Origin of the sequence: Streptomyces blastmyceticus, from assembly GCF_039521185.1 — a bacterium.
GTDB classification, from domain to species: Bacteria; Actinomycetota; Actinomycetes; order Streptomycetales; family Streptomycetaceae; genus Streptomyces; species Streptomyces blastmyceticus.
In genome coordinates this window covers 146,890-165,199 of the sequence record NZ_BAAABW010000008.1, presented here as the reverse complement: position 1 = coordinate 165,199, position 18,310 = coordinate 146,890, and the positions used below count along the sequence as shown (strand labels likewise).

Here is an 18,310-nt window from a genome sequence, read left to right as displayed (position 1 = left end):
ATCTCCCCCAGCTACCGCTGGGAGGTGCCCCCACGGGCTGGAAATTCAGCCCGTCCGGCGATTGAGGACGCGCCCCTACACGCCCGCCGCTTCCACCGGCCGGGAACGAAGCGCCACCCACGCCGGCACCAGCGTCGCGACCAACGTCACGCCGAGCCCCGAAGCGACCACCGTCATGAAGATCGACGCCGGGCCCGACGGGAGCCAGGATCCCGACACCGCCATTCCGAAGGGAACCAGCGTCGTCGCCGCCGCGACGGTCCCGAGCAGCAGCCCGACCACCGCCACCAGCGCACCCTCCACCGTCATCATCCGCAGCACCTGCCCCCGCGTCGCGCCCGTGAGGCGCTGGAGGGCGAACTCCCCCTTCCGGGAGCCCACGGCGACGGCGGTCGTGTTCACGACGGAGAGCACCGTGTAGCCGACGAGCATCGCGATGATCAGGTAGTTGACCGACGCCTGGGTCCGGCTGTCGTGCGCGTGGGCCGTGGTCACCGCGTCGCGGCCGCTGATCTTCATGCCCGGCCCCGCCACGGCGGCGAGGTCCGCTCCGGCCCCGCCCCGGACCAGGATCTGCGTGGGCAGCCCCGTGGTCGTGTGCGGAGCGAGCAGTTCCGCGCTGGTGAGCGCCGTCTCGAAGCCCTCGCGGCCCTTGAAGAGGGCGACGACGCGTACGTCCACGACGGCCCCGTCGCCCAGCTGCAGCCGCATCGCGTCGCCCACCCCGCGGTGGATCCGGTGCGCGACGCTCTCCGGCAGCGCGACCGCCGCGCCACGCAGAGCGGTCAGGCTGCCCGCGCTCGGGGTGATCGCGAGGGTCTGTGCGACGCCGTCCGCGCTGACGCCCTGCAGGGGCAGGCCCTTCTTGGGCTCGTCGCTGTCGTGCGGTTCGGTGTAGCCGGTGCCGGTGACGTACGCGCTCGCCGCGGTGACACCCGGCAGTGCGCGCACCCGGTCGAGCAGCGCCGGGTCCACGCCGCCCGCCGCCGAGGTGATCACCGCGTCGGCCCGCAGGTTCTCCGTGAACGCCTTGTCGGTCGCGGCGGCCGTGGTGGTCTGGAGGTAGAGCATGCCGGTGGCGATGCCACTGGCCAGCATGACCGGGGTCGCGACCGCCGCCATCCTGGCCGCACGGGCACGGCAGTTGAGCGCCGCCAGCCTGCCGGGGGCGCCGGTCAGGAGGCGTACGGGCCAGTGGAGCAGCACGGTCACCGCCTTGGTGAACCACGGGCCCAGCAGGGCCAGCGCGATCGCGCAGCACATCACCGTCGGTCCCGCCGTGCTGGCGGCCATCGGGCCGTGCAGGACGAGCGAGGTGACCAGGGCCAGCGCGGCCGTTCCCGCGAGGAACAGCAGCCCGGCGACGACGCGTACGGGATGCAGCCGGTCCTTCTGCACGGCCGCCTCGCCCAGCGCCTCCACCGGCTTGGCCTTGACCGCCCGCGCGCTGCCGAGGAGCCCGCCGGCCACGGCGGTCAGCAGCAGCGCCCCGTACGCGGGCATGGCCGGGATCCAGCCCTGGCTGAATTCGACGGTCTCGGCGATCATGCCGCTGTCGACCAGCGTGTCGTAGAGCCACCGCCCCGCGACCGGTCCCGCGGGCCAGGCCGCCGCGGCGGCGAAGGCCATGACCATGAGGGTCTCGCCCAGCAGCATGCGCCGCAGTTGGCGCGGGCTCGCGCCGATCGCCCGCAGCAGGGCGAGTTCCCGGCTTCGCTGCTGTGCGGACAGGGCGACGGTTCCGGCCACGACGAACGCCGCGACCAGCACGACCAGTCCGCCCACGGCCCCGGAGAGCGCGATCAGGTCCTCGCCGCCCTGGAGCACCTCGGGGTGCTCGACGGCGCCCCGGTCGTCGCCGGTCAGCAGGGTGACGTGCTGACCCGCGAGGGCCTCGGCGACGCCCTTGCGTACGGTGCCGAGGTCCGCGCCGGGCGCGAGGGTGACCGCGATGTCGGCGACGGAGTCCGCCCGGCCGGAGAGCGCGGCCGCGTCCGAAGCGGAGAAGAACAGCGTGGGCCGGGGCACGTTTCGCGCGGTCGCGACACCGCTCACGCGGTACTCGGCGGAGCCGCCGTGCGCGACGATCCGTACGCGGCCCCCCGGGCCGACCCCCGCGCGGCGGGCGAGCCCGGCGTCGAGGGCGACCTCTCCGCCGGCCGGCGCGCGGCCCGAGGAGAGCGCGTACGGCGTGAGCGCCGCGGACTCCCACCCGTGCGCTTCCGCCTTCGCGGGCTCCCCGCCGCCGAGCACCGCCGCGTCGAAGGTGCGCTCCCCGACGGCCGTACGCACCCCGGGCACGGCCCGCACCTTGTCGGCCGACCCGGCCGGAAGCCCGACCCGTTCGGGGAGCGGCGTGGTCTTCTTCTTGTGCTTCTTGCCCGTCTGCACCACATGCGTACGGTCACCGGTGACGAGGATCTGCGCGCCCGCGAGGCGCTGCGGCGGGACGTTGTTGCGAATGCCGGTCTCCATGAGACCGCCGCACGCCATGACCAGCGTGGCGCCGATGAAGAGCGCGAGGAACGTGGCGGTGAAACCACCGATCCGATACCGCAGCGAACGCGCTGCGAGCTTCCCCATCATCGACGGCCACGCCCCTTTTTCCCACTGTCCGGGTTACGGCTCCACGCTAGGGAGACACGACGCTCCGTGACATGGGAGCAGCGGGTCGATGGGGGGTGGGGCTATCCCTACCTCTTCCGCTGGGTGCGGTTGTTCTGTCGGGTGCGGGCTCGTCGCACCTGGCCGGAAAGCGCCGCAGAAGAGCAGCGCGCAACGGTCTCGTCACGGCCTGCCGCAAACCCCCAATCCGCGTCTGTCACCTCGGAATCTGGTGATACAAAAGACATCCGCTCGCCTGCCGCCCGACTGGCGGGATGCGCGTCCGATTCGCTCCTTCCCGGTGGATTTTCGGTCATTTTCGGCCACCGGGAGCGCGGGGGAGACCGGCCGGACGCCGCACCCGCGTAAAGAGGAAAGCTGATGTCACAGCCGCCCCAGCCGCCCAACCAGCCGCCAGGGGTTCCCCCGGCGCCGCCGGGCGGAGGCTTCGGAGCGCCGAACCCCTCGTACGGCTACCCGCCCCAGCAGCCGCCGCAGGTCCCGCCGCCGGGGTACGGCTACCCGCAGACCCCGCCGCCCCCGCCGGGGGCACCGGCGACCCCGCCGCCCCCGCAGGGCGCACCCCAGGGCCCGCCGCCCGGCTACGGCTACCCCGGCCGGCCCGGCCCCGCCCAGCCCGGTCAGGGATTCGGCGCGCCCGGTCAAGGCTTCGGCGCGTACCCGCCCGGTCCGCCCAGCCCGGCTGGCCCCGGCAGCGGCAACGGCCGTGGCAAGCAGCGCATGGCGATCATCGTGTCCGCGGCCGTCGCGCTGGCGCTCGTCGTCGGTGGTGGCATCTGGTACGCCACCTCGGGCGGCGGCAAGGACGACACGGCCGGCAAGGACAGCAGCAACACCCAGGGCGGCGGCAAGGGCGGCGACAGCGGTCCCAAGCCCAAGGCCGTCGACGGCAAGCTGCTGTTCAGCGTGCCCCAGCAGGACGTCAAGGACATGGTCAGCGCCAAGGGCCTGTGGGCCACCGACCAGGTCGTCGCCAAGGCGGACGTCTACAAGGTCACCGGCTACGGCCTGTCCGGCGGCAAGAAGTGGGAGATCCCGGTCGACGGGGCGATCTGCTGGGCCAACCCGCAGGCCACGGCCGACGGCAAGGCCGTCATCCTGGTCAGCGACGGCAAGCAGACCGACGACAAGCCGTACGGCGGTCCCTGCACCCAGGTCGTCGCCCTCGACCTGAACAAGGGCACCAAGCTCTGGCAGAAGTCCGCCAAGACCGGTGACAAGGACCTCACCTTCAGCGAGGTCACCATCGGCGGCGGCACCGTCGCCGCGGGCGGCATCGGTGGCGGCGCCGCCTGGTCGCTGGACGACGGCAAGGAGCTGTGGAAGCCCAAGGCCGACGGCGACGACTGCAAGGATGCCGGTTACGGCGGTGGCGGCAAGCTCGTCGCCGTGCGCCGCTGCGGCGACTACCAGCGGCCGCAGCTCAGCATCCAGACCCTCGACCCCAAGTCGGGTGCGGTCAAGTCCGAGTACAAGATGCCGTCCGGCCTCAACTACCCGCACATCGCGTCCACCGACCCGCTGATCGTGGCCGTCTCCGCGGGCGACTCCACCGGCAACGGCGCCTCGGACTTCATGGTGATCGACGACAGCGCCAAGGAGGGCAGGCTGAAGTCCAAGATCTCCACGGGCAACGGCACCTACGAGCCCAAGTGTCCGGCCACCGAGGTCGAGGGCTGCACCAAGGTCTCCATCACCAAGGACGCGCTCTACCTGCCGACCAAGCAGCACGCCTCCGGCGACTCCGACCAGCCCGGCCAGGTCAACGAGATCGTCGCCTTCGACCTGGCCAGCGGCCAGACCAAGGGCAAGACCGAGGGCGTGCCCGGTGCCCAGCTGACCCCGCTCGGCACCGACAAGGACGGCTACGCGATCGGCTACCAGAACGCTACGTACAAGGGCGGCGGGCAGGTGCTGCGCATCGACCCGAAGACGTACAAGGCCGATGTGCTGCTGAAGAACGCCGACGACTCGGCCAAGTTGGAGCAGGACCTCTCGCCGCAGTTCAAGGAGGGACTGTGGGCGCAGGGCCGGCTCTTCCTCGGCTCGGACTACGTCCACAAGCGGTCGCTCGGCCTGGACCGCGAGAATCTGCTGGGCGTCTTCGGCGGGAACTGATCCCACCGTGCGGAACGGCCGGTACCGGAAGTTGACGCCGGTACCGGCACCCACGCGGCCGACCCGCTGGCGTCGTGTTGACGCCGTAGCCGTTTCCGACCGGTTGACGCACGATGAAGCACGCCGAAAGTCGTATCCCTGCCCGTCACGCCTCCGTGCCTGAACGATCCGTTTCAGTCTCGAAGTACACGTGATTGGCAGGGATTTCGGCATTCCGGGGGACTTCTCACCGGTAAGGGGCGCGGAACGTCGAACAAGCGTGTAGCTTCCGGGGAACAAGAGGGCCGATGAGAGACGTACGCGGGCGACAGGGGGCAAGCGCATGGGCGTGCGGCTCATGGTGGTCGACGACCACCGACTGCTGGCCGAGGCGCTCGCCTCGGCGCTGAAGCTGCGCGGGCACCGGGTGCTGGCCGCCGCGGCGCCGAGCGCGGGCGCGGCCGACCTGGTGGTCAGCCGCGCCCCCGAGGTGTGCCTGCTGGGCACCGCCACCCCCGCCGAGCCGGGGGCCTTCGACCCGGTCGTCCGGATCAAGCGCGAGCGCCCGCAGGTGGCCGTCGTGGTGCTCGGCCCCGTGCCGAGCCCGCTCGGCATCGCCGCAGCCTTCGCCGCGGGAGCCTCGGGCTATGTGCGGCACAACGAACGCATCGAGGGCGTCGAGCGGGCCATGATGAAGGCCCGCGCCGGAGAGGCCGCGGTCGACCCGCAGCTGCTCCAGGGCGCCTTCGCCGAGCTCCTCAACCCCGCGGCGCAGCCCGACGACGAGGGCGCCCGGCTGCTCCAGCTGCTCACCCCGCGCGAGGTCGAGGTGCTCGTGCGGGTCGCCGAGGGCGAGGACACCCGGCTGATCGCGGCGGGCATGGGAATAGCTCCCAGCACCGCGCGCACGCACGTGCAGCGCGTCCTGATGAAGCTGGGCGTGGGCTCCCGGCTGGAGGCGGCGGCCCTCGCGGCCCGTACGGGACTGCTCGACCGCGCCGCGGGCGCCGCGGCCGCGGCCACCGCCGCCGCGGCCCGCGTCATCGCTCCCCGCCCTCCGGCGGGTCCGCAGGGCGGAGCCTGAACCACAGCAGGAAGAAGGCCCCGAGCGCGAGCATGCCCAGGCCCGTCCAGAGGTTGATGTTGATGCCCTGGGCCTTCTCCAGGTCCGCGTCAGAGGCGGCGATCCCGGCGCCGGTGACGATGACGCCGTACACCGCGAACAGCGCGCCGATGATCAGCCGCAGGTCGAACAGCCGGTGCTTGCCTTTCACGACAACTCCCTGGAGATCAGAAGGAGAACGGGACGTAGCAGACGGCCGCGAGGACGACCGCGCCCCAGCCGAGCAGCGCGGGCCTGCGGTACCACGCGTCGTCGCCCTCGGCGGGCGGCTCCGCGGCGCCGGGCGCGGCCGTGCCGTAGACCAGCCCCGCCAGCGAGGCGACGGGCTTGGGCGCGGTCGCGTACGAGACGGCGACCGTCACCACCGCGCCGACGGCGAACGCGACGATCGCGGAGACGAAGTTGGCGCCCTGGTCGGAGGGGATCGCGACGACTCCCTGCTTGTACAGCCAGAAGTAGTTGACCATCGCCGCGACCGTGCCGGACAGCAGCCCCCAGAAGCCCGCCGCGGCCGTGGCCCGCTTCCAGAACATGCCGATGATGAACACGCAGAACAGGGGCACGTTGAAGAAGGAGAACAGCGTCTGGAGGTAGTTCATGATGTTGCCGAACGACGAGGCGATGAACGCCGTCCCCATGCCGGCCAGCACCCCGATCGCCGTGACCCACCGCCCGGTCGCCAGATAGTGCGCGTCCGGGCGGTCCTTGCGCACGTAGGCGGCCCAGATGTCGTTGGTGAACACGGTGTTGAAGGAGGAGATGTTGGCCGCCATGCCCGCCATGAAGGCGGCGAGCAGCCCGGTGACCGCGAGCCCCAGCACGCCGTTCGGCAGCAGGTCGCGCATCAGCACCGGTATCGCGTCGTTGTAGCTCAGGCCGCTGCCCGCCCGGCCCAGCGCCGGTTCCATGGCGACCGCGATCAGGCCCGGCAGCACGACGGCCAGCGGGATGAGGAGCTTGGGGAACGCGGCGATGAGCGGGGTGCGCCGGGCGGCGCCGAGGTTCTTCGCGGACAGCGCGCGCTGCACCTCCGCGAAGTTGGTGGTCCAGTAGCCGAAGCTGAGGACGAAGCCCAGCCCCAGGACGATGGTCAGCCAGTTGGCGCCCAGCGGATTGGCGTGGCCGATGCCCGTGCCGCCCCAGGCGCTCAGGAAGTCGTCGCCGTGGCTGTCCGAGAGGGTGTGGGACAACCCGTGCCAGCCGCCGACCCGTTGGAGGCCCACGACCGTCAGGGGTATCAGCGCGGCGAGGATGACGAAGAACTGCAGCACCTCGTTGTAGATCGCCGAGGAGAGCCCGCCGAGGGTGATGTACGCGAGGACGAAGAGGCCCGCCACCACGATCGCCACCCACTGCGGCCACCCCAGCAGCGCCTGGAGCACCAGCGCCAGCGCGTAGAGGTTGACCCCCGCGATCAGCACGGACGACACCGCGAAGATGACGGACGACAGCAGGTGCGAGGACGGCCCGAAGCGGTGCAGCAGGAACTCCGGCACGGAGCGCACCTTCGAGCCGTAGTAGAACGGCATCATCACCAGGCCCAGGAAGACCATGGCCGGTATCGCGCCGATCCAGTACCAGTGGACCGTGTAGGCCCCGTACTGTGCCCCGTTGGCGGCCATGCCCAGGATCTCCGTGGCGCCGAGGTTGGCGGCGACGAAGGCGAGGCCGGTCACCCAGGCGGGCAGCGAACGGCCCGAGAGGAAGAAGTCCAGGCTGGTGCGGACCGTGCGGCGGGCCGCGACCCCGATGCCCAGGACCACGGCGAAGTACAGGACGAGGATCGTGTAGTCGAGCCCGTTGACGGGAAGGCGCAGCCCTTCGGCCAGTTCGCGCATGGGTCTACCTCATCGCTCGCTGTTGACGGCGTTGTTGGGTCATGCTTCCTTGTGTTGAGTTGTGTGTGAAGGTGTCTGGTAAAGGTGTTCGGACTGTTCGGTGAGAGAGGTTCCGGATGAAGCGGACGGCTACCCGGCTCGCGGACGGGCGCGAGCTCTTCTACTACGACCTCCGCGACGACACCGTGCGCGACGCCCCCGACCTCCGGCGCCCCGCCCCCGTCGCCACCACCTCCGAGGTCCGCAGGGACCCCCTCCTCGGCGACAGCGTCGTCATCGCCTCCCACCGCCAGGGGCGGACGTACCACCCGCCGCCCGACGACTGCCCGCTGTGCCCCTCGCGCGCCGGCCGGTCCACCGAGATCCCCGAACCCGACTACGACGTCGCCGTGTTCGAGAACCGCTTCCCCTCCCTCGCCGGGGACTCCGGCCGCTGCGAGGTCGTCTGCTTCACCCCCGACCACCACGCCTCCTTCGCCGACCTCGACGAGGAACGCGCCGCGCTCGTCCTCGCCGCCTGGACCGACCGCACCGCCGACCTGGCCGAACTCCCCACCGTCGCCCAGGTCTTCTGCTTCGAGAACCGCGGCGCCGAGATCGGCGTCACCCTCGGCCACCCGCACGGCCAGATCTACGCCTATCCGTTCACCACCCCGCGCACCGAGCGCATGCTCGACTCCGCGGCCGGGCACCACCGGCGGACCGGCGGCGAGAACCTCTTCGACGCCACCGTGGCCGCCGAGCGCGCCGACGGCCGCCGCGTCGTCCTCGACACCGCCCACTGGACGGCCTTCGTGCCGTATGCCGCGCACTGGCCGTACGAGCTCCACCTCTACCCACGGCGCCGGGTCCCCGACCTGCCCGCGCTGGACGACGCCGCGCGCACAGAGTTCCCACAGGTCTACCTGGAACTCTTGCGGCGCTTCGACCGGATCTTCGGCCTGCCGGAGCCCACGCCGTACGTCTCCGCCTGGCACCAGGCGCCGTTCCGTCACCCCCACAGGAGTGAATTCGCCCTTCATCTGGAGCTTTTCACCGTCCGCCGGGCTCCCGGCAAGCTGAAGTTCCTCGCCGGTTCCGAATCCGGCATGAGTGTGTTCATCAACGACGTGCCGCCCGAGGCCGCGGCCGAGCGACTGCGAGAGGTAGCGAGCACATGAGCACATACCTGGTCACAGGCGGTGCCGGATACATCGGGAGCGTGGTGACCGCGCACCTGCTGGCCGCCGGGCACACCGTGACCGTCCTCGACGACCTCTCCACCGGGCACCGCGCGAGCGTCCCCGACGGAGCCCGCTTCATCGAGGGCCGCGTGCAGGACGCCGGGCAGTGGCTGGACAGCTCCTACGAGGCGGTGCTGCACTTCGCCGCGTACTCCCAGGTCGGCCAGTCCGTCGCCGACCCCGAGCCGTACTGGCGCAACAACGTCGGCGGCACCGCCGACCTCCTGGCCGCCATGCGCGACGCGGACGTGCGCACCCTCGTCTTCTCCTCCACCGCCGCGACCTACGGCGAGCCCGCCACCGTCCCGATCACCGAGGACGCCCCCACCGACCCCACCAATCCCTACGGCGCCACCAAGCTCGCCGTCGACCACATGATCGGCGGCGAGTGCGCCGCCCACGGCCTCGCGGCCGTCTCCCTGCGCTACTTCAACGTCGCCGGCGCCTACGGGCACCACGGCGAGCGGCACGCGCCCGAGACCCACCTCGTCCCGATCGTCCTCCAGGTCGCGCTGGGCGAGCGCGAGTCCGTCGCCGTGTACGGCGACGACTACCCCACCCCCGACGGCACCTGCGTCCGCGACTACATCCACGTCGCCGACCTCGCCGAGGCCCACCTCCTCGCCCTGTCCGCGGCCCGCGACGGCGAGCACCTGATCTGCAACCTCGGCAACGGCAGCGGCTTCTCCGTCCACGAGGTCATCGAGACCGCCCGCAAGGTCACCGGCCACCCCGTCCCGCAGACCGCCGCCCCGCGCCGCCCCGGCGACCCCGCCGTCCTCGTCGCCTCCGCCGCGCGGGCCGCCGAGACCCTCGGCTGGCGGCCCCGCCGCACCGAACTGGCCGAAATCATCGCGGACGCCTGGGAGTTCGCCCGCCGGGCCGCGGCCGAATGAGCGCCGGCGCCTCGGCCGACGCCTTCCGGCAGGCCTTCGGCCACCCGCCCGCCGGGGTCTGGGCCGCCCCCGGCCGGGTCAACCTCATCGGTGAATACACCGACGTCAACGAGGGGTTCGTGCTCCCGCTCGCCCTCCCGCACGCCGTACGGGCCGCGGTCGCGCCCCGCGCCGACGGCCTGCTGCGCCTGCACCGGGGCGACGACCCGCGCGCCGGATGGCTGGAACTCTCCGGCGCCGACCTGCGACCAGGACAGACCGAGGGCTGGGCCGCCTACCCCGCCGGCGTGCTGTGGGCCCTGCGCGAGGAGGGCCACGACCTCGGCGGCGCCGACCTCCGGATCGACGGAGACGTGCCGCAGGGCGCCGGACTCTCCTCCTCGGCCGCCCTGGAGTGCGCCGTCGCGCTCGCCCTCACCGAGGCGGCCGGCCTCGCGCTGTCCCGGCAGGAGATCGCCAGGATCTGCCGGCGGGCGGAGAACGACTTCGTGGGCGTCCCCTGCGGGATCATGGACCAGACCGCGTCCGCCTGTTGCGTCACCGGGCACGCCCTGTTCCTGGACACCCGCGACCTCGCGCGGCGGCACGTACCACTGGACCTGGCGGCCGCGGGGCTGCGGCTGCTGGTCGTCGACACCCGCGTGAAGCACGCGCTGGCCGACGGCGCGTACGCGCAGCGGCGCGCCGGTTGTGAAGCAGGGGCACGCGCGCTGGGCGTACGCGCGCTGCGCGATGTGCCCCACAACCGGCTGGGGGACGCCCTCGACCGGCTGCCGGACGCGGACGCACGGGCCCTGGTGCGCCATGTCGTCACCGAGAACGAGCGCGTCCGCCAAGTCGTCGCGCACCTCGACGCGGGCGACATCCGGGCCGTCGGCCCCCTCCTCACGGCCGGGCACGCCTCGCTCCGCGACGACTTCCGGGTCTCGTGCCCGGAGCTGGACCTGGCGGTCGCGGTTGCGAATTCCTCGGGCGCGCTGGGGGCGCGGATGACCGGGGCGGGGTTCGGGGGATCGGTGGTGGCGCTGGTGCCGTCGGAGCGGGCGGCGGCCGTGGAGCGGGCCGTCACGGACGCCTTCGCGGCGGCGGGGTTCGCGCGGCCGCGGGTGTTTCCGGTGGTCGCGGGTCCGGGCGCGCGCCGTGAGGCCTAGGCCCGGCCTCAAAACCGGCGGGTACATGGACAACATCGAGTCGTTCCGTGTCGTTCACTGCCCCAATACTGAACAGAAAGCTCACCATAAACACGCGGGTCAGGCAGTTTTGCCAATCGGCTCCCGTCGCCGGACCCCCGCCGTACGCTGATGCACAGCGCCGGTGGGGGCCGACGCTGATCAGGGGGCGAGACAGTCAGGTACGACGCCCGGGGGCGGGGTAGTTGTCATGGCACGGCGGCGGCCGTGCGCGCGTGGCGACCCCGGCACCGGGCGCCGTACCCGCACTGCCCGCCTCCCGGAATATGGGGGTGGCTGTGGCACGAATTCGGGTTCTGGTGGTCGACGACCACCGCATCTTCGCCGAGTCGCTCGCCGCTGCCCTCGCGGCCGAGCAGGATGTGGACGTCTCGGCGGCCGGCAGCGGTCCGGCGGCGCTGCGCGCCCTGGAGCGCGCGGCGGGCGAAGGGCGCCGCTTCGACGTGCTCCTGGTCGACGCGGACCTGGGCACGGTGGCCGCGGACGGCGTGCCGGGGCAGCGCGTGCCCGTCCACGACGGCGCGCACGCCGAGGGCGTCGTCGACGGGATCTCCCTGGTGGCGGGCGTCCGCACCGGCCAGCCCGCCGTGCGGACGGTGGTGCTCGCCGAGCGGGACGACCCCAGACGGGCCGCCGCCGCGCTCCAGGCGGGCGCCAGCGGCTGGGTGGCCAAGGACTGCTCGCTGTCCCGGCTGCTGGCCGTCATCAGGGGCGTGCTGAGGGACGAGACGCATCTCCCGCCGGCCCTGCTGACCGGGGTGCTGCGGGAGCTCACGGCCGCGCGCAAGCACCGCACCGAGAGCGAGCGGCTCGTGGAGTCGCTGACCCCGCGCGAGCGCGAGGTGCTGCGCTGCATGGTCGCCGGGCTCGGCCGCAAGGCCGTCGCCGAGCGCCTCTACCTCTCCCCGCACACGGTGCGCACGCACATGCAGAACGTGCTGGGGAAGCTGGGCGTGCACTCCACGCTCGCCGCGGTCGCGCTGGCCCGCCGGGCCGGGGTGGGGCCGGTCGACCTAGCCGGGCACATTGTCGAACGGGGCGGTCAACTGACGTAGCAGATCGGCCAGTTCGCTGCGCTGTCCGCCCGACAGGCGGGCGAGGATGGCGCGCTCCTGGGCGAGCAGTCCGGCGAGCGCCTCGTCGGCGCGGTCGCGCCCCTCGGCGGTGAGCCGCACCAGCACGCCCCGGCGGTCGTTGGGGTCGGGCAGCCGCTCGACGAGGCCGCGCTTGGCGAGCCGGTCGATGCGGTTGGTCATGGTGCCGGAGGTGACCAGTGTCTGGGTGAGCAGCTGGCCGGGGGAGAGCTGATAGGGGTCGCCCGCGCGGCGCAGGGAGGTCAGCACGTCGAACTCCCACGGCTCAAGCTGGTGCTCCGCGAAGGCCAGCCGCCGGGCCCGGTCGAGGTGGCGGGCGAGTCTGCTGACGCGGCTGAGCACCTCGAGCGGTTCCACGTCGAGGTCCGGGCGCTCGCGGCGCCACGCTGACACAAGTCGATCGACCTCGTCCTCCATGGCGATCAGTGTAGTTGGTCTGTCGACATGAAGTCTCTTGACGTCAAGATAGTTGGGGTGGATGCTGGATGTACAGGCGCGCGCATCCTGTAAGCGCCGGCCGTCGGGCGCCCTCCGACCCGGCCCGCGCGCCCCGCCGTCCCCCAAGGAGGCTCCACCGATGCACAGTGCACCCACGGCGACCGGCTGGGACCCGCGGCAGTACCTCCGCCACTCCGGCCACCGCACCCGCCCCTTCCACGACCTCCTCGCCCGCGTACTTGAGCCGCCCCGCGGCCCCGCCCGCATCGTCGACCTCGGCTGCGGACCCGGCAATGTCACCGCCCTCCTCGCCGAGCGCTGGCCCGACGCCCACATCACCGGCCTCGACAGCTCCGCCGAGATGCTCGCCGAGGCCGCGGCCCACGCCGGGCCCACCGCGGCCGGCGGCCGGCTCGACTTCGCCCGCGCGGACCTCACCGGATGGGTGCCCGAGGAGACGTACGACCTGATCGTCTCCAGCGCCACGTTCCAGTGGGTCCCCGGGCACGCCGAGCTCTTCCCGTCCTGGACGGCCGCCCTCGCACCCGGTGGCACCTTCGCCTTCACGATCCCCGGCAACTTCACGGCCCCCAGCCACGTACTGCTCCACGAGCTCTGCGAAAGCCCCCGCTGGCGCGACCGCCTCGCGGGCCTCTACCGCGCCGGCCACATCCTCGAACCCGCGGGCTACCTCGAACTGCTCGCGGGCCTGGGGCTCACGGTGGACGTCTGGGAGACGACGTACATGCAGCTGCTGAGCGGCACGGACCCCGTCCTCGACTGGGTGAAGGGGACGGCACTGCGGCCCGTCCTGACGGCGCTCGCGGACGACGCGTCCGCGACGGCGGAATTCCTCACGTCGTACGGGGCGCTGCTGCGCGAGGCGTATCCGGTGCTTCCGGCGGAGCCGGGGGGCACGGTCTTCCCGTTCCGCCGCGTCTTCGCGGTGGCGCGCCGCGACTGATCTTGTCGGTTCCTGGGTGCGGGCCGGTTCGCCGCCTGCGGCGGGAGCGGCCTGCGGCCGCGTCCTCAAACGCCGGACGGGCTGAAAGCCGCAACGTACCCGCACTCGGGGCGCGAGCTAGGCGCGCCTGTGACCCACCAGGCGCGGCTTCGGCTCCAGGCCGTCCAAGCCGTGCCACGCCAGGTTCACCAGGTGCGCCGCCACCTCCGCCTTCTTCGGCTTGCGCACGTCCAGCCACCACTGGCCCGTCAGGGCGACCATGCCCACCAGTGCCTGGGCGTAGAGCGGGGCCAGCTTCGGGTCGAAGCCGCGCGCCTTGAACTCCAGGCCCAGGATGTCCTCGACCTGGGTGGCGATGTCGCTGATCAGGGAGGCGAAGGTGCCCGTGGACTGCGCGACGGGCGAGTCGCGGACGAGGATGCGGAAGCCGTCCGTATACGTCTCGATGTAGTCCAGCAGGGCGAAGGCCGCCTGCTCCAGCAGCTCCCGGGGGTGCCCGGCCGTCAGCGCGCCCGTCACCATGTCGAGCAGCTGGCGCATCTCGCGGTCGACCACCACCGCGTACAGCCCCTCCTTGCCGCCGAAGTGCTCGTAGACCACCGGCTTGGAGACCCCGGCCTTCGCCGCGATCTCCTCCACCGAGGTGCCCTCGAACCCCCGCTCGGCGAAGAGCGTGCGACCGATGTCCAGCAGCTGCTCACGGCGCTCCGCGCCGGTCATCCGCACCCGGCGGGTGCGACGGGTCCCCGAAGCAGAGGCCCGGTTCTTGTCACTGGTGGAATTGCTGTCGATCGCCACGCTGTCAATCATGCCGCGTGAACGGCAGTTTCCTTCCGTCGGGAGTCGATGCGGTCCGCATCCGGCCAGCGCACGTCGTACGCCCAGCCGGCCTTCTCGCACCAGCGGATGATCCGGGCACTCGAATCCAGCTGCCCCTTCAGCACACCGTGGCGGGCCGAGGTCGGGTCGGCGTGGTGCAGGTTGTGCCAGGACTCGCCGCAGGACAGCACCGCCAGCCACCACACGTTGCCCGACCGGTCCCGCGACTTGAACGGGCGCTTGCCCACCGCGTGGCAGATCGAGTTGATCGACCATGTCACGTGGTGCAACAGCGCCACCCGCACCAGTGAACCCCAGAAGAACGCCGTCAGCGCGCCCTGCCATGACCACGTCACCAGTCCGCCGACCAGCGGCGGCAGCAGCAGCGACACCGCCGTCCACAGCACGAACTGCCGCGACACCCGCCGGATCGCCGGATCCTTGATCAGATCAGGCGCGTACTTCTCCTGCGGCGTCTGCTCCTCGTCGAACATCCAGCCGATGTGCGCCCACCACAGCCCCTTCAGCAGCGCGGGCACCGACTCGCCGTACCGCCACGGCGAATGCGGATCCCCCTCGGCGTCCGAGAAGCGGTGGTGCCGGCGGTGATCCGCCACCCAGCGCACCAGCGGCCCCTCCACCGCCATCGACCCCATGATCGCCAGCGCGATCTTCAGCGGCCTTTTCGCCTTGAACGCCCCGTGCGTGAAATGCCGGTGGAAACCGATCGTGATGCCATGGCAACCGATGTAATACATCGCCACCAGCAGCCCGAGATCGAGCCAGCTCACCCCCCAGCCCCACGCCAGCGGAACGGCGGCGAGCAGGGCGATGAACGGGACGACGATGAACAGCAACAGCGCGAGCTGCTCCACGGAGCGCTTGCTGTCGCTGCCGAGAGTGGCGGACGGGAGTGGGGTTTCCTGGGCCATCGGCGCTTCTTCGATCACGTCGGGGCTTGCAGTCATGAGATCCCTCAGGGGGCTCGGGACACGGCTACGGGACCGTAACCTACGGCTTCGTAAGTATGGCAGGGCAAAGCTCCGGAGCAAGAGGGCTGTGGACAACCGCGCGTCGGGCGGCGACCTATGCTGGTGACCGTCGGACAGCGCGGTCCGCAAACCCTCCAGACGTGCCAGAAACTCTGCAAGGAGCCGCACCTGTGAGCAGTGCCGACCCCATCAGCCTCGCCGCCGAGGAAACCCCGCGGAACGACGCCGAAGCACAGCGCAGCGCCGCCCTGCGCGCCGACATCCGGCGCCTCGGCGACCTCCTCGGCGAAACCCTGGTCCGCCAGGAGGGCGAAGAGCTCCTCGCCCTCGTCGAGCGCGTCCGGGCCCTCACCCGCACCGACGGCGAAGCCGCCGCCCGGCTCCTCGGCGAGACCGACCTGGAGACCGCCGCCAAGCTCGTCCGCGCCTTCTCCACCTACTTCCACCTCGCCAACGTCACCGAGCAGGTGCACCGCGGCCGTGAGCTCCAGGCCAAGCGCGACGCCGAGGGCTCGATACTCGCCCGCACCGCCGACCAGCTCAAGGACGCCGACCCCGACCACCTCCGGCAGACCGTCGAGAACCTCGGCGTACGCCCCGTCTTCACCGCCCACCCCACCGAAGCCGCCCGCCGCAGCGTCCTCAACAAGCTCCGCCGTGTCGCCGAGCTGCTCGACGCGCCCGCCGCCGCCACCGGGGACAAGCGCCGCACCGACCTGCGCCTCGCCGAGAACATCGACCTGCTCTGGCAGACCGACGAACTCCGCGTCGCCCGCCCGGAGCCCACCGACGAGGCCCGCAACGCCATCTACTACCTGGACGAGCTGCACGCCAACGCCGTCGGGGACGTCCTGGAGGACCTCGCCGCCGAGCTCGACCGCGTCGGCGTCGCCCTCCCCGCCACCACCCGCCCCCTCACCTTCGGCACCTGGATCGGCGGCGACCGCGACGGCAACCCCAACGTCACCCCCCAGGTCACCTGGGACGTCCTGATCCTCCAGCACGAGCACGGCATCACCGACGCCCTCGAACTGGTCGACCTCCTCCGCAGCGCCCTCTCCAACTCCATCCGCAACAGCGGCGCCACCGAGGAGCTCCTCTCCTCCCTCCAGCGGGACCTCGAACTCCTCCCCGAGATCAGCCCCCGCTACAAGCGCCTCAACGCCGAGGAGCCCTACCGCCTCAAGGCCACCTGCGTCCGGCAGAAGCTCGTCAACACCCGCGAGCGGCTCGCCCGCGACACCCCCCACCAGGAGGGCCGCGACTACCTCGGCACCGGCGAGCTCCTCGCCGACCTCCAGCTGATCCAGGACTCCCTGCGCGCCCACCGCGGCCGCCTCATCGCCGACGGCCGGCTGGAGCGCGCCCTGCGCACCCTCGCCGCCTTCGGCCTCCACCTCGCCACCATGGACGTCCGCGAACACGCCGACGCCCACCACCACGCCCTCGGCCAGCTCTTCGACCGGCTCGGCGAGGAGTCCTGGCGCTACGCCGACATGCCGCGCGACTACCGCCGCAAGCTCCTCGCCAAGGAGCTCCGCTCGCGCCGCCCGCTCGCGCCCATGCCGGCTCCCCTGGACGCCGACGGACAGAAGACCCTCGGCGTCTTCCACACCGTCCGCCAGGCCCTCGAACGCTTCGGCCCCGAGGTCGTCGAGTCCTACATCATCTCCATGTGCCAGGGCGCCGACGACGTCTTCGCGGCGGCGGTGCTGGCGCGCGAGGCCGGGCTGATCGACCTCCACGCCGGCTGGGCCAAGATCGGCATCGTCCCCCTCCTGGAGACCACCGACGAGCTCAAGGAAGCCGACCGGCTCCTCGACGAGATGCTCGCCGACCCCTCCTACCGCCGCCTCGTCGCCCTGCGCGGCGACGTCCAGGAGGTCATGCTCGGCTACTCCGACTCCTCCAAGTTCGGCGGCATCACCACCTCGCAGTGGGAGATCCACCGCGCCCAGCGCCGCCTGCGCGACGTCGCCCACCGCTACGGCGTACGGCTGCGCCTCTTCCACGGCCGCGGCGGCACCGTCGGCCGCGGCGGCGGCCCCACCCACGACGCGATCCTCGCCCAGCCCTGGGGCACCCTCGAGGGCGAGATCAAGGTCACCGAACAGGGCGAGGTCATCTCCGACAAGTACCTCATCCCGGCGCTCGCCCGCGAGAACCTGGAACTGACCGTCGCGGCCACGCTCCAGGCCTCCGCGCTGCACACCTCGCCGCGCCAGTCCGACGAGGCGCTCGCCCGCTGGGACGCCGCCATGGACACCGTGTCCGACGCCGCCCACGACGCCTACCGGCGGCTGGTCGAGGACCCGGACCTGCCCGCGTACTTCTTCGCGTCGACGCCCGTGGACCAGCTCGCCGAACTCCACCTCGGCTCCCGCCCCTCGCGCCGTCCCGACTCCGGCGCCGGGCTCGACGGACTCCGCGCCATCCCGTGGGTCTTCGGCTGGACCCAGTCCCGCCAGATCGTCCCCGGCTGGTACGGCGTCGGCTCCGGCCTCAAGGCCGCGCGCGAGGCCGGGCTCGGCACCGTCCTGGACGAAATGCACGAGCACTGGCACTTCTTCCAGAACTTCCTCTCCAACGTGGAGATGACGCTCGCCAAGACGGACCTGCGCATCGCGCAGCACTATGTCGACACGCTCGTCCCGGAACCGCTGAAGCACGTCTTCGACACGATCAAGGCGGAGCACGAGCTGACCGTGCAGGAGGTTCTGCGCATCACGGGGGAGGGGGAACTCCTCGACTCCAGCCCGGTGCTGAGGCAGACGTTCCACATCCGGGACGCGTACCTGGACCCGATCTCGTATCTGCAGGTGACGCTGCTGCATCGGCAGCGGCTCGCCGCGGAGCGGGGTGAGGTGGCGGATCCGACGCTGTCGCGGGCGCTCTTGCTCACCGTGAACGGTGTGGCGGCGGGTCTTCGCAACACCGGCTGACGCAAACGCCGGACGGGCTGAATACTCAGCCCGTCCGGCGTTTGAGGACACCGCGCGTCAGCGCGGTCC

14 protein-coding genes are annotated in these 18,310 nt (G+C 72.1%); 8 read left to right on the top strand and 6 right to left on the bottom strand.

Going from position 1 to position 18,310, the window contains the following annotated elements:
* Positions 1 to 75: 75 nt before the first annotated feature.
* The gene (locus ABD269_RS06985) at positions 76 to 2,586 is read right to left on the bottom strand and encodes an ABC transporter permease (RefSeq protein ID WP_344116972.1); all 2,511 of its coding nucleotides are present in this window, start codon (positions 2,584 to 2,586) and stop codon (positions 76 to 78) included.
* Positions 2,587 to 2,985: 399 nt separating this feature from the next.
* On the opposite strand from ABD269_RS06985, the gene ABD269_RS06980 reads away from it, so the two are divergent.
* Together ABD269_RS06980 and ABD269_RS06975 are read left to right on the top strand one after the other, a co-directional pair.
* The gene (locus ABD269_RS06980) at positions 2,986 to 4,743 is read left to right on the top strand and encodes an outer membrane protein assembly factor BamB family protein (RefSeq protein WP_344116971.1); all 1,758 of its coding nucleotides are present in this window, start codon (positions 2,986 to 2,988) and stop codon (positions 4,741 to 4,743) included.
* A 322-nt stretch (positions 4,744 to 5,065) separates the two neighbouring features.
* Positions 5,066 to 5,806 carry a response regulator transcription factor gene (locus ABD269_RS06975; protein WP_344116970.1) on the top strand — a complete coding sequence of 247 codons (741 nt, stop codon included), beginning with the start codon at positions 5,066 to 5,068 and terminating at the stop codon, positions 5,804 to 5,806.
* On the opposite strand, the gene ABD269_RS06970 is transcribed toward ABD269_RS06975, so the two are convergent.
* Together ABD269_RS06970 and ABD269_RS06965 are read right to left on the bottom strand one after the other, a co-directional pair.
* On the bottom strand, positions 5,763 to 5,996 hold the full coding sequence (locus ABD269_RS06970; protein ID WP_301886924.1) for a hypothetical protein: 234 nt from the start codon (positions 5,994 to 5,996) through the stop codon (positions 5,763 to 5,765). The two genes, ABD269_RS06975 and ABD269_RS06970, sit on opposite strands and share 44 nt — an antisense overlap.
* 16 nt (positions 5,997 to 6,012) lie before the next feature.
* A complete protein-coding gene (locus tag ABD269_RS06965) occupies positions 6,013 to 7,683 on the bottom strand; it encodes a sodium:solute symporter family protein (protein WP_344116969.1) in 1,671 nt (556 codons plus the stop codon).
* 116 nt (positions 7,684 to 7,799) lie between these two features.
* Here ABD269_RS06965 and galT point away from each other — a divergent pair, with 116 nt between their 5' ends.
* The 4 genes from galT (at position 7,800) to ABD269_RS06945 (ending at position 12,047) form a co-directional block, all read left to right on the top strand.
* Positions 7,800 to 8,843, top strand: a complete 1,044-nt coding sequence (gene galT, locus ABD269_RS06960) for a galactose-1-phosphate uridylyltransferase (protein ID WP_344116968.1) — start codon at positions 7,800 to 7,802, stop codon at positions 8,841 to 8,843.
* The gene (galE, locus tag ABD269_RS06955; RefSeq protein WP_301886927.1) at positions 8,840 to 9,802 is read left to right on the top strand and encodes a UDP-glucose 4-epimerase GalE; all 963 of its coding nucleotides are present in this window, start codon (positions 8,840 to 8,842) and stop codon (positions 9,800 to 9,802) included. The genes galT and galE overlap by 4 nt, the downstream gene beginning before the upstream one ends.
* The gene (galK, locus tag ABD269_RS06950; protein WP_344116967.1) at positions 9,799 to 10,953 is read left to right on the top strand and encodes a galactokinase; all 1,155 of its coding nucleotides are present in this window, start codon (positions 9,799 to 9,801) and stop codon (positions 10,951 to 10,953) included. The genes galE and galK overlap by 4 nt, the downstream gene beginning before the upstream one ends.
* A gap of 317 nt (positions 10,954 to 11,270) precedes the next feature.
* Complete coding sequence (locus ABD269_RS06945; protein ID WP_344116966.1) at positions 11,271 to 12,047, top strand: response regulator transcription factor; 777 nt, start codon at positions 11,271 to 11,273, stop codon at positions 12,045 to 12,047.
* On the opposite strand, the gene ABD269_RS06940 is transcribed toward ABD269_RS06945, so the two are convergent.
* A complete protein-coding gene (locus ABD269_RS06940) occupies positions 12,006 to 12,503 on the bottom strand; it encodes a MarR family winged helix-turn-helix transcriptional regulator (protein WP_301886931.1) in 498 nt (165 codons plus the stop codon). The two genes, ABD269_RS06945 and ABD269_RS06940, sit on opposite strands and share 42 nt — an antisense overlap.
* A gap of 160 nt (positions 12,504 to 12,663) precedes the next feature.
* Between ABD269_RS06940 and ABD269_RS06935 the strand changes: the two genes are divergently transcribed.
* The gene (locus ABD269_RS06935) at positions 12,664 to 13,488 is read left to right on the top strand and encodes a trans-aconitate 2-methyltransferase (RefSeq protein WP_344116965.1); all 825 of its coding nucleotides are present in this window, start codon (positions 12,664 to 12,666) and stop codon (positions 13,486 to 13,488) included.
* Between the two features lie 117 nt (positions 13,489 to 13,605).
* Here ABD269_RS06935 and ABD269_RS06930 read toward each other — a convergent pair whose 3' ends face one another.
* On the bottom strand, positions 13,606 to 14,298 hold the full coding sequence (locus ABD269_RS06930) for a TetR/AcrR family transcriptional regulator (protein WP_162890253.1): 693 nt from the start codon (positions 14,296 to 14,298) through the stop codon (positions 13,606 to 13,608).
* Entirely contained in the window at positions 14,295 to 15,275 is a 981-nt protein-coding gene (locus ABD269_RS06925) for an acyl-CoA desaturase (RefSeq protein WP_344116964.1), read from the bottom strand. The genes ABD269_RS06930 and ABD269_RS06925 overlap by 4 nt, the downstream gene beginning before the upstream one ends.
* A gap of 212 nt (positions 15,276 to 15,487) precedes the next feature.
* Between ABD269_RS06925 and ppc the strand changes: the two genes are divergently transcribed.
* Positions 15,488 to 18,241 (top strand): phosphoenolpyruvate carboxylase, encoded by a 2,754-nt coding sequence (ppc, locus tag ABD269_RS06920; RefSeq protein WP_301894451.1) that lies wholly within the window; start codon positions 15,488 to 15,490, stop codon positions 18,239 to 18,241.
* Positions 18,242 to 18,310: the final 69 nt, after the last annotated feature.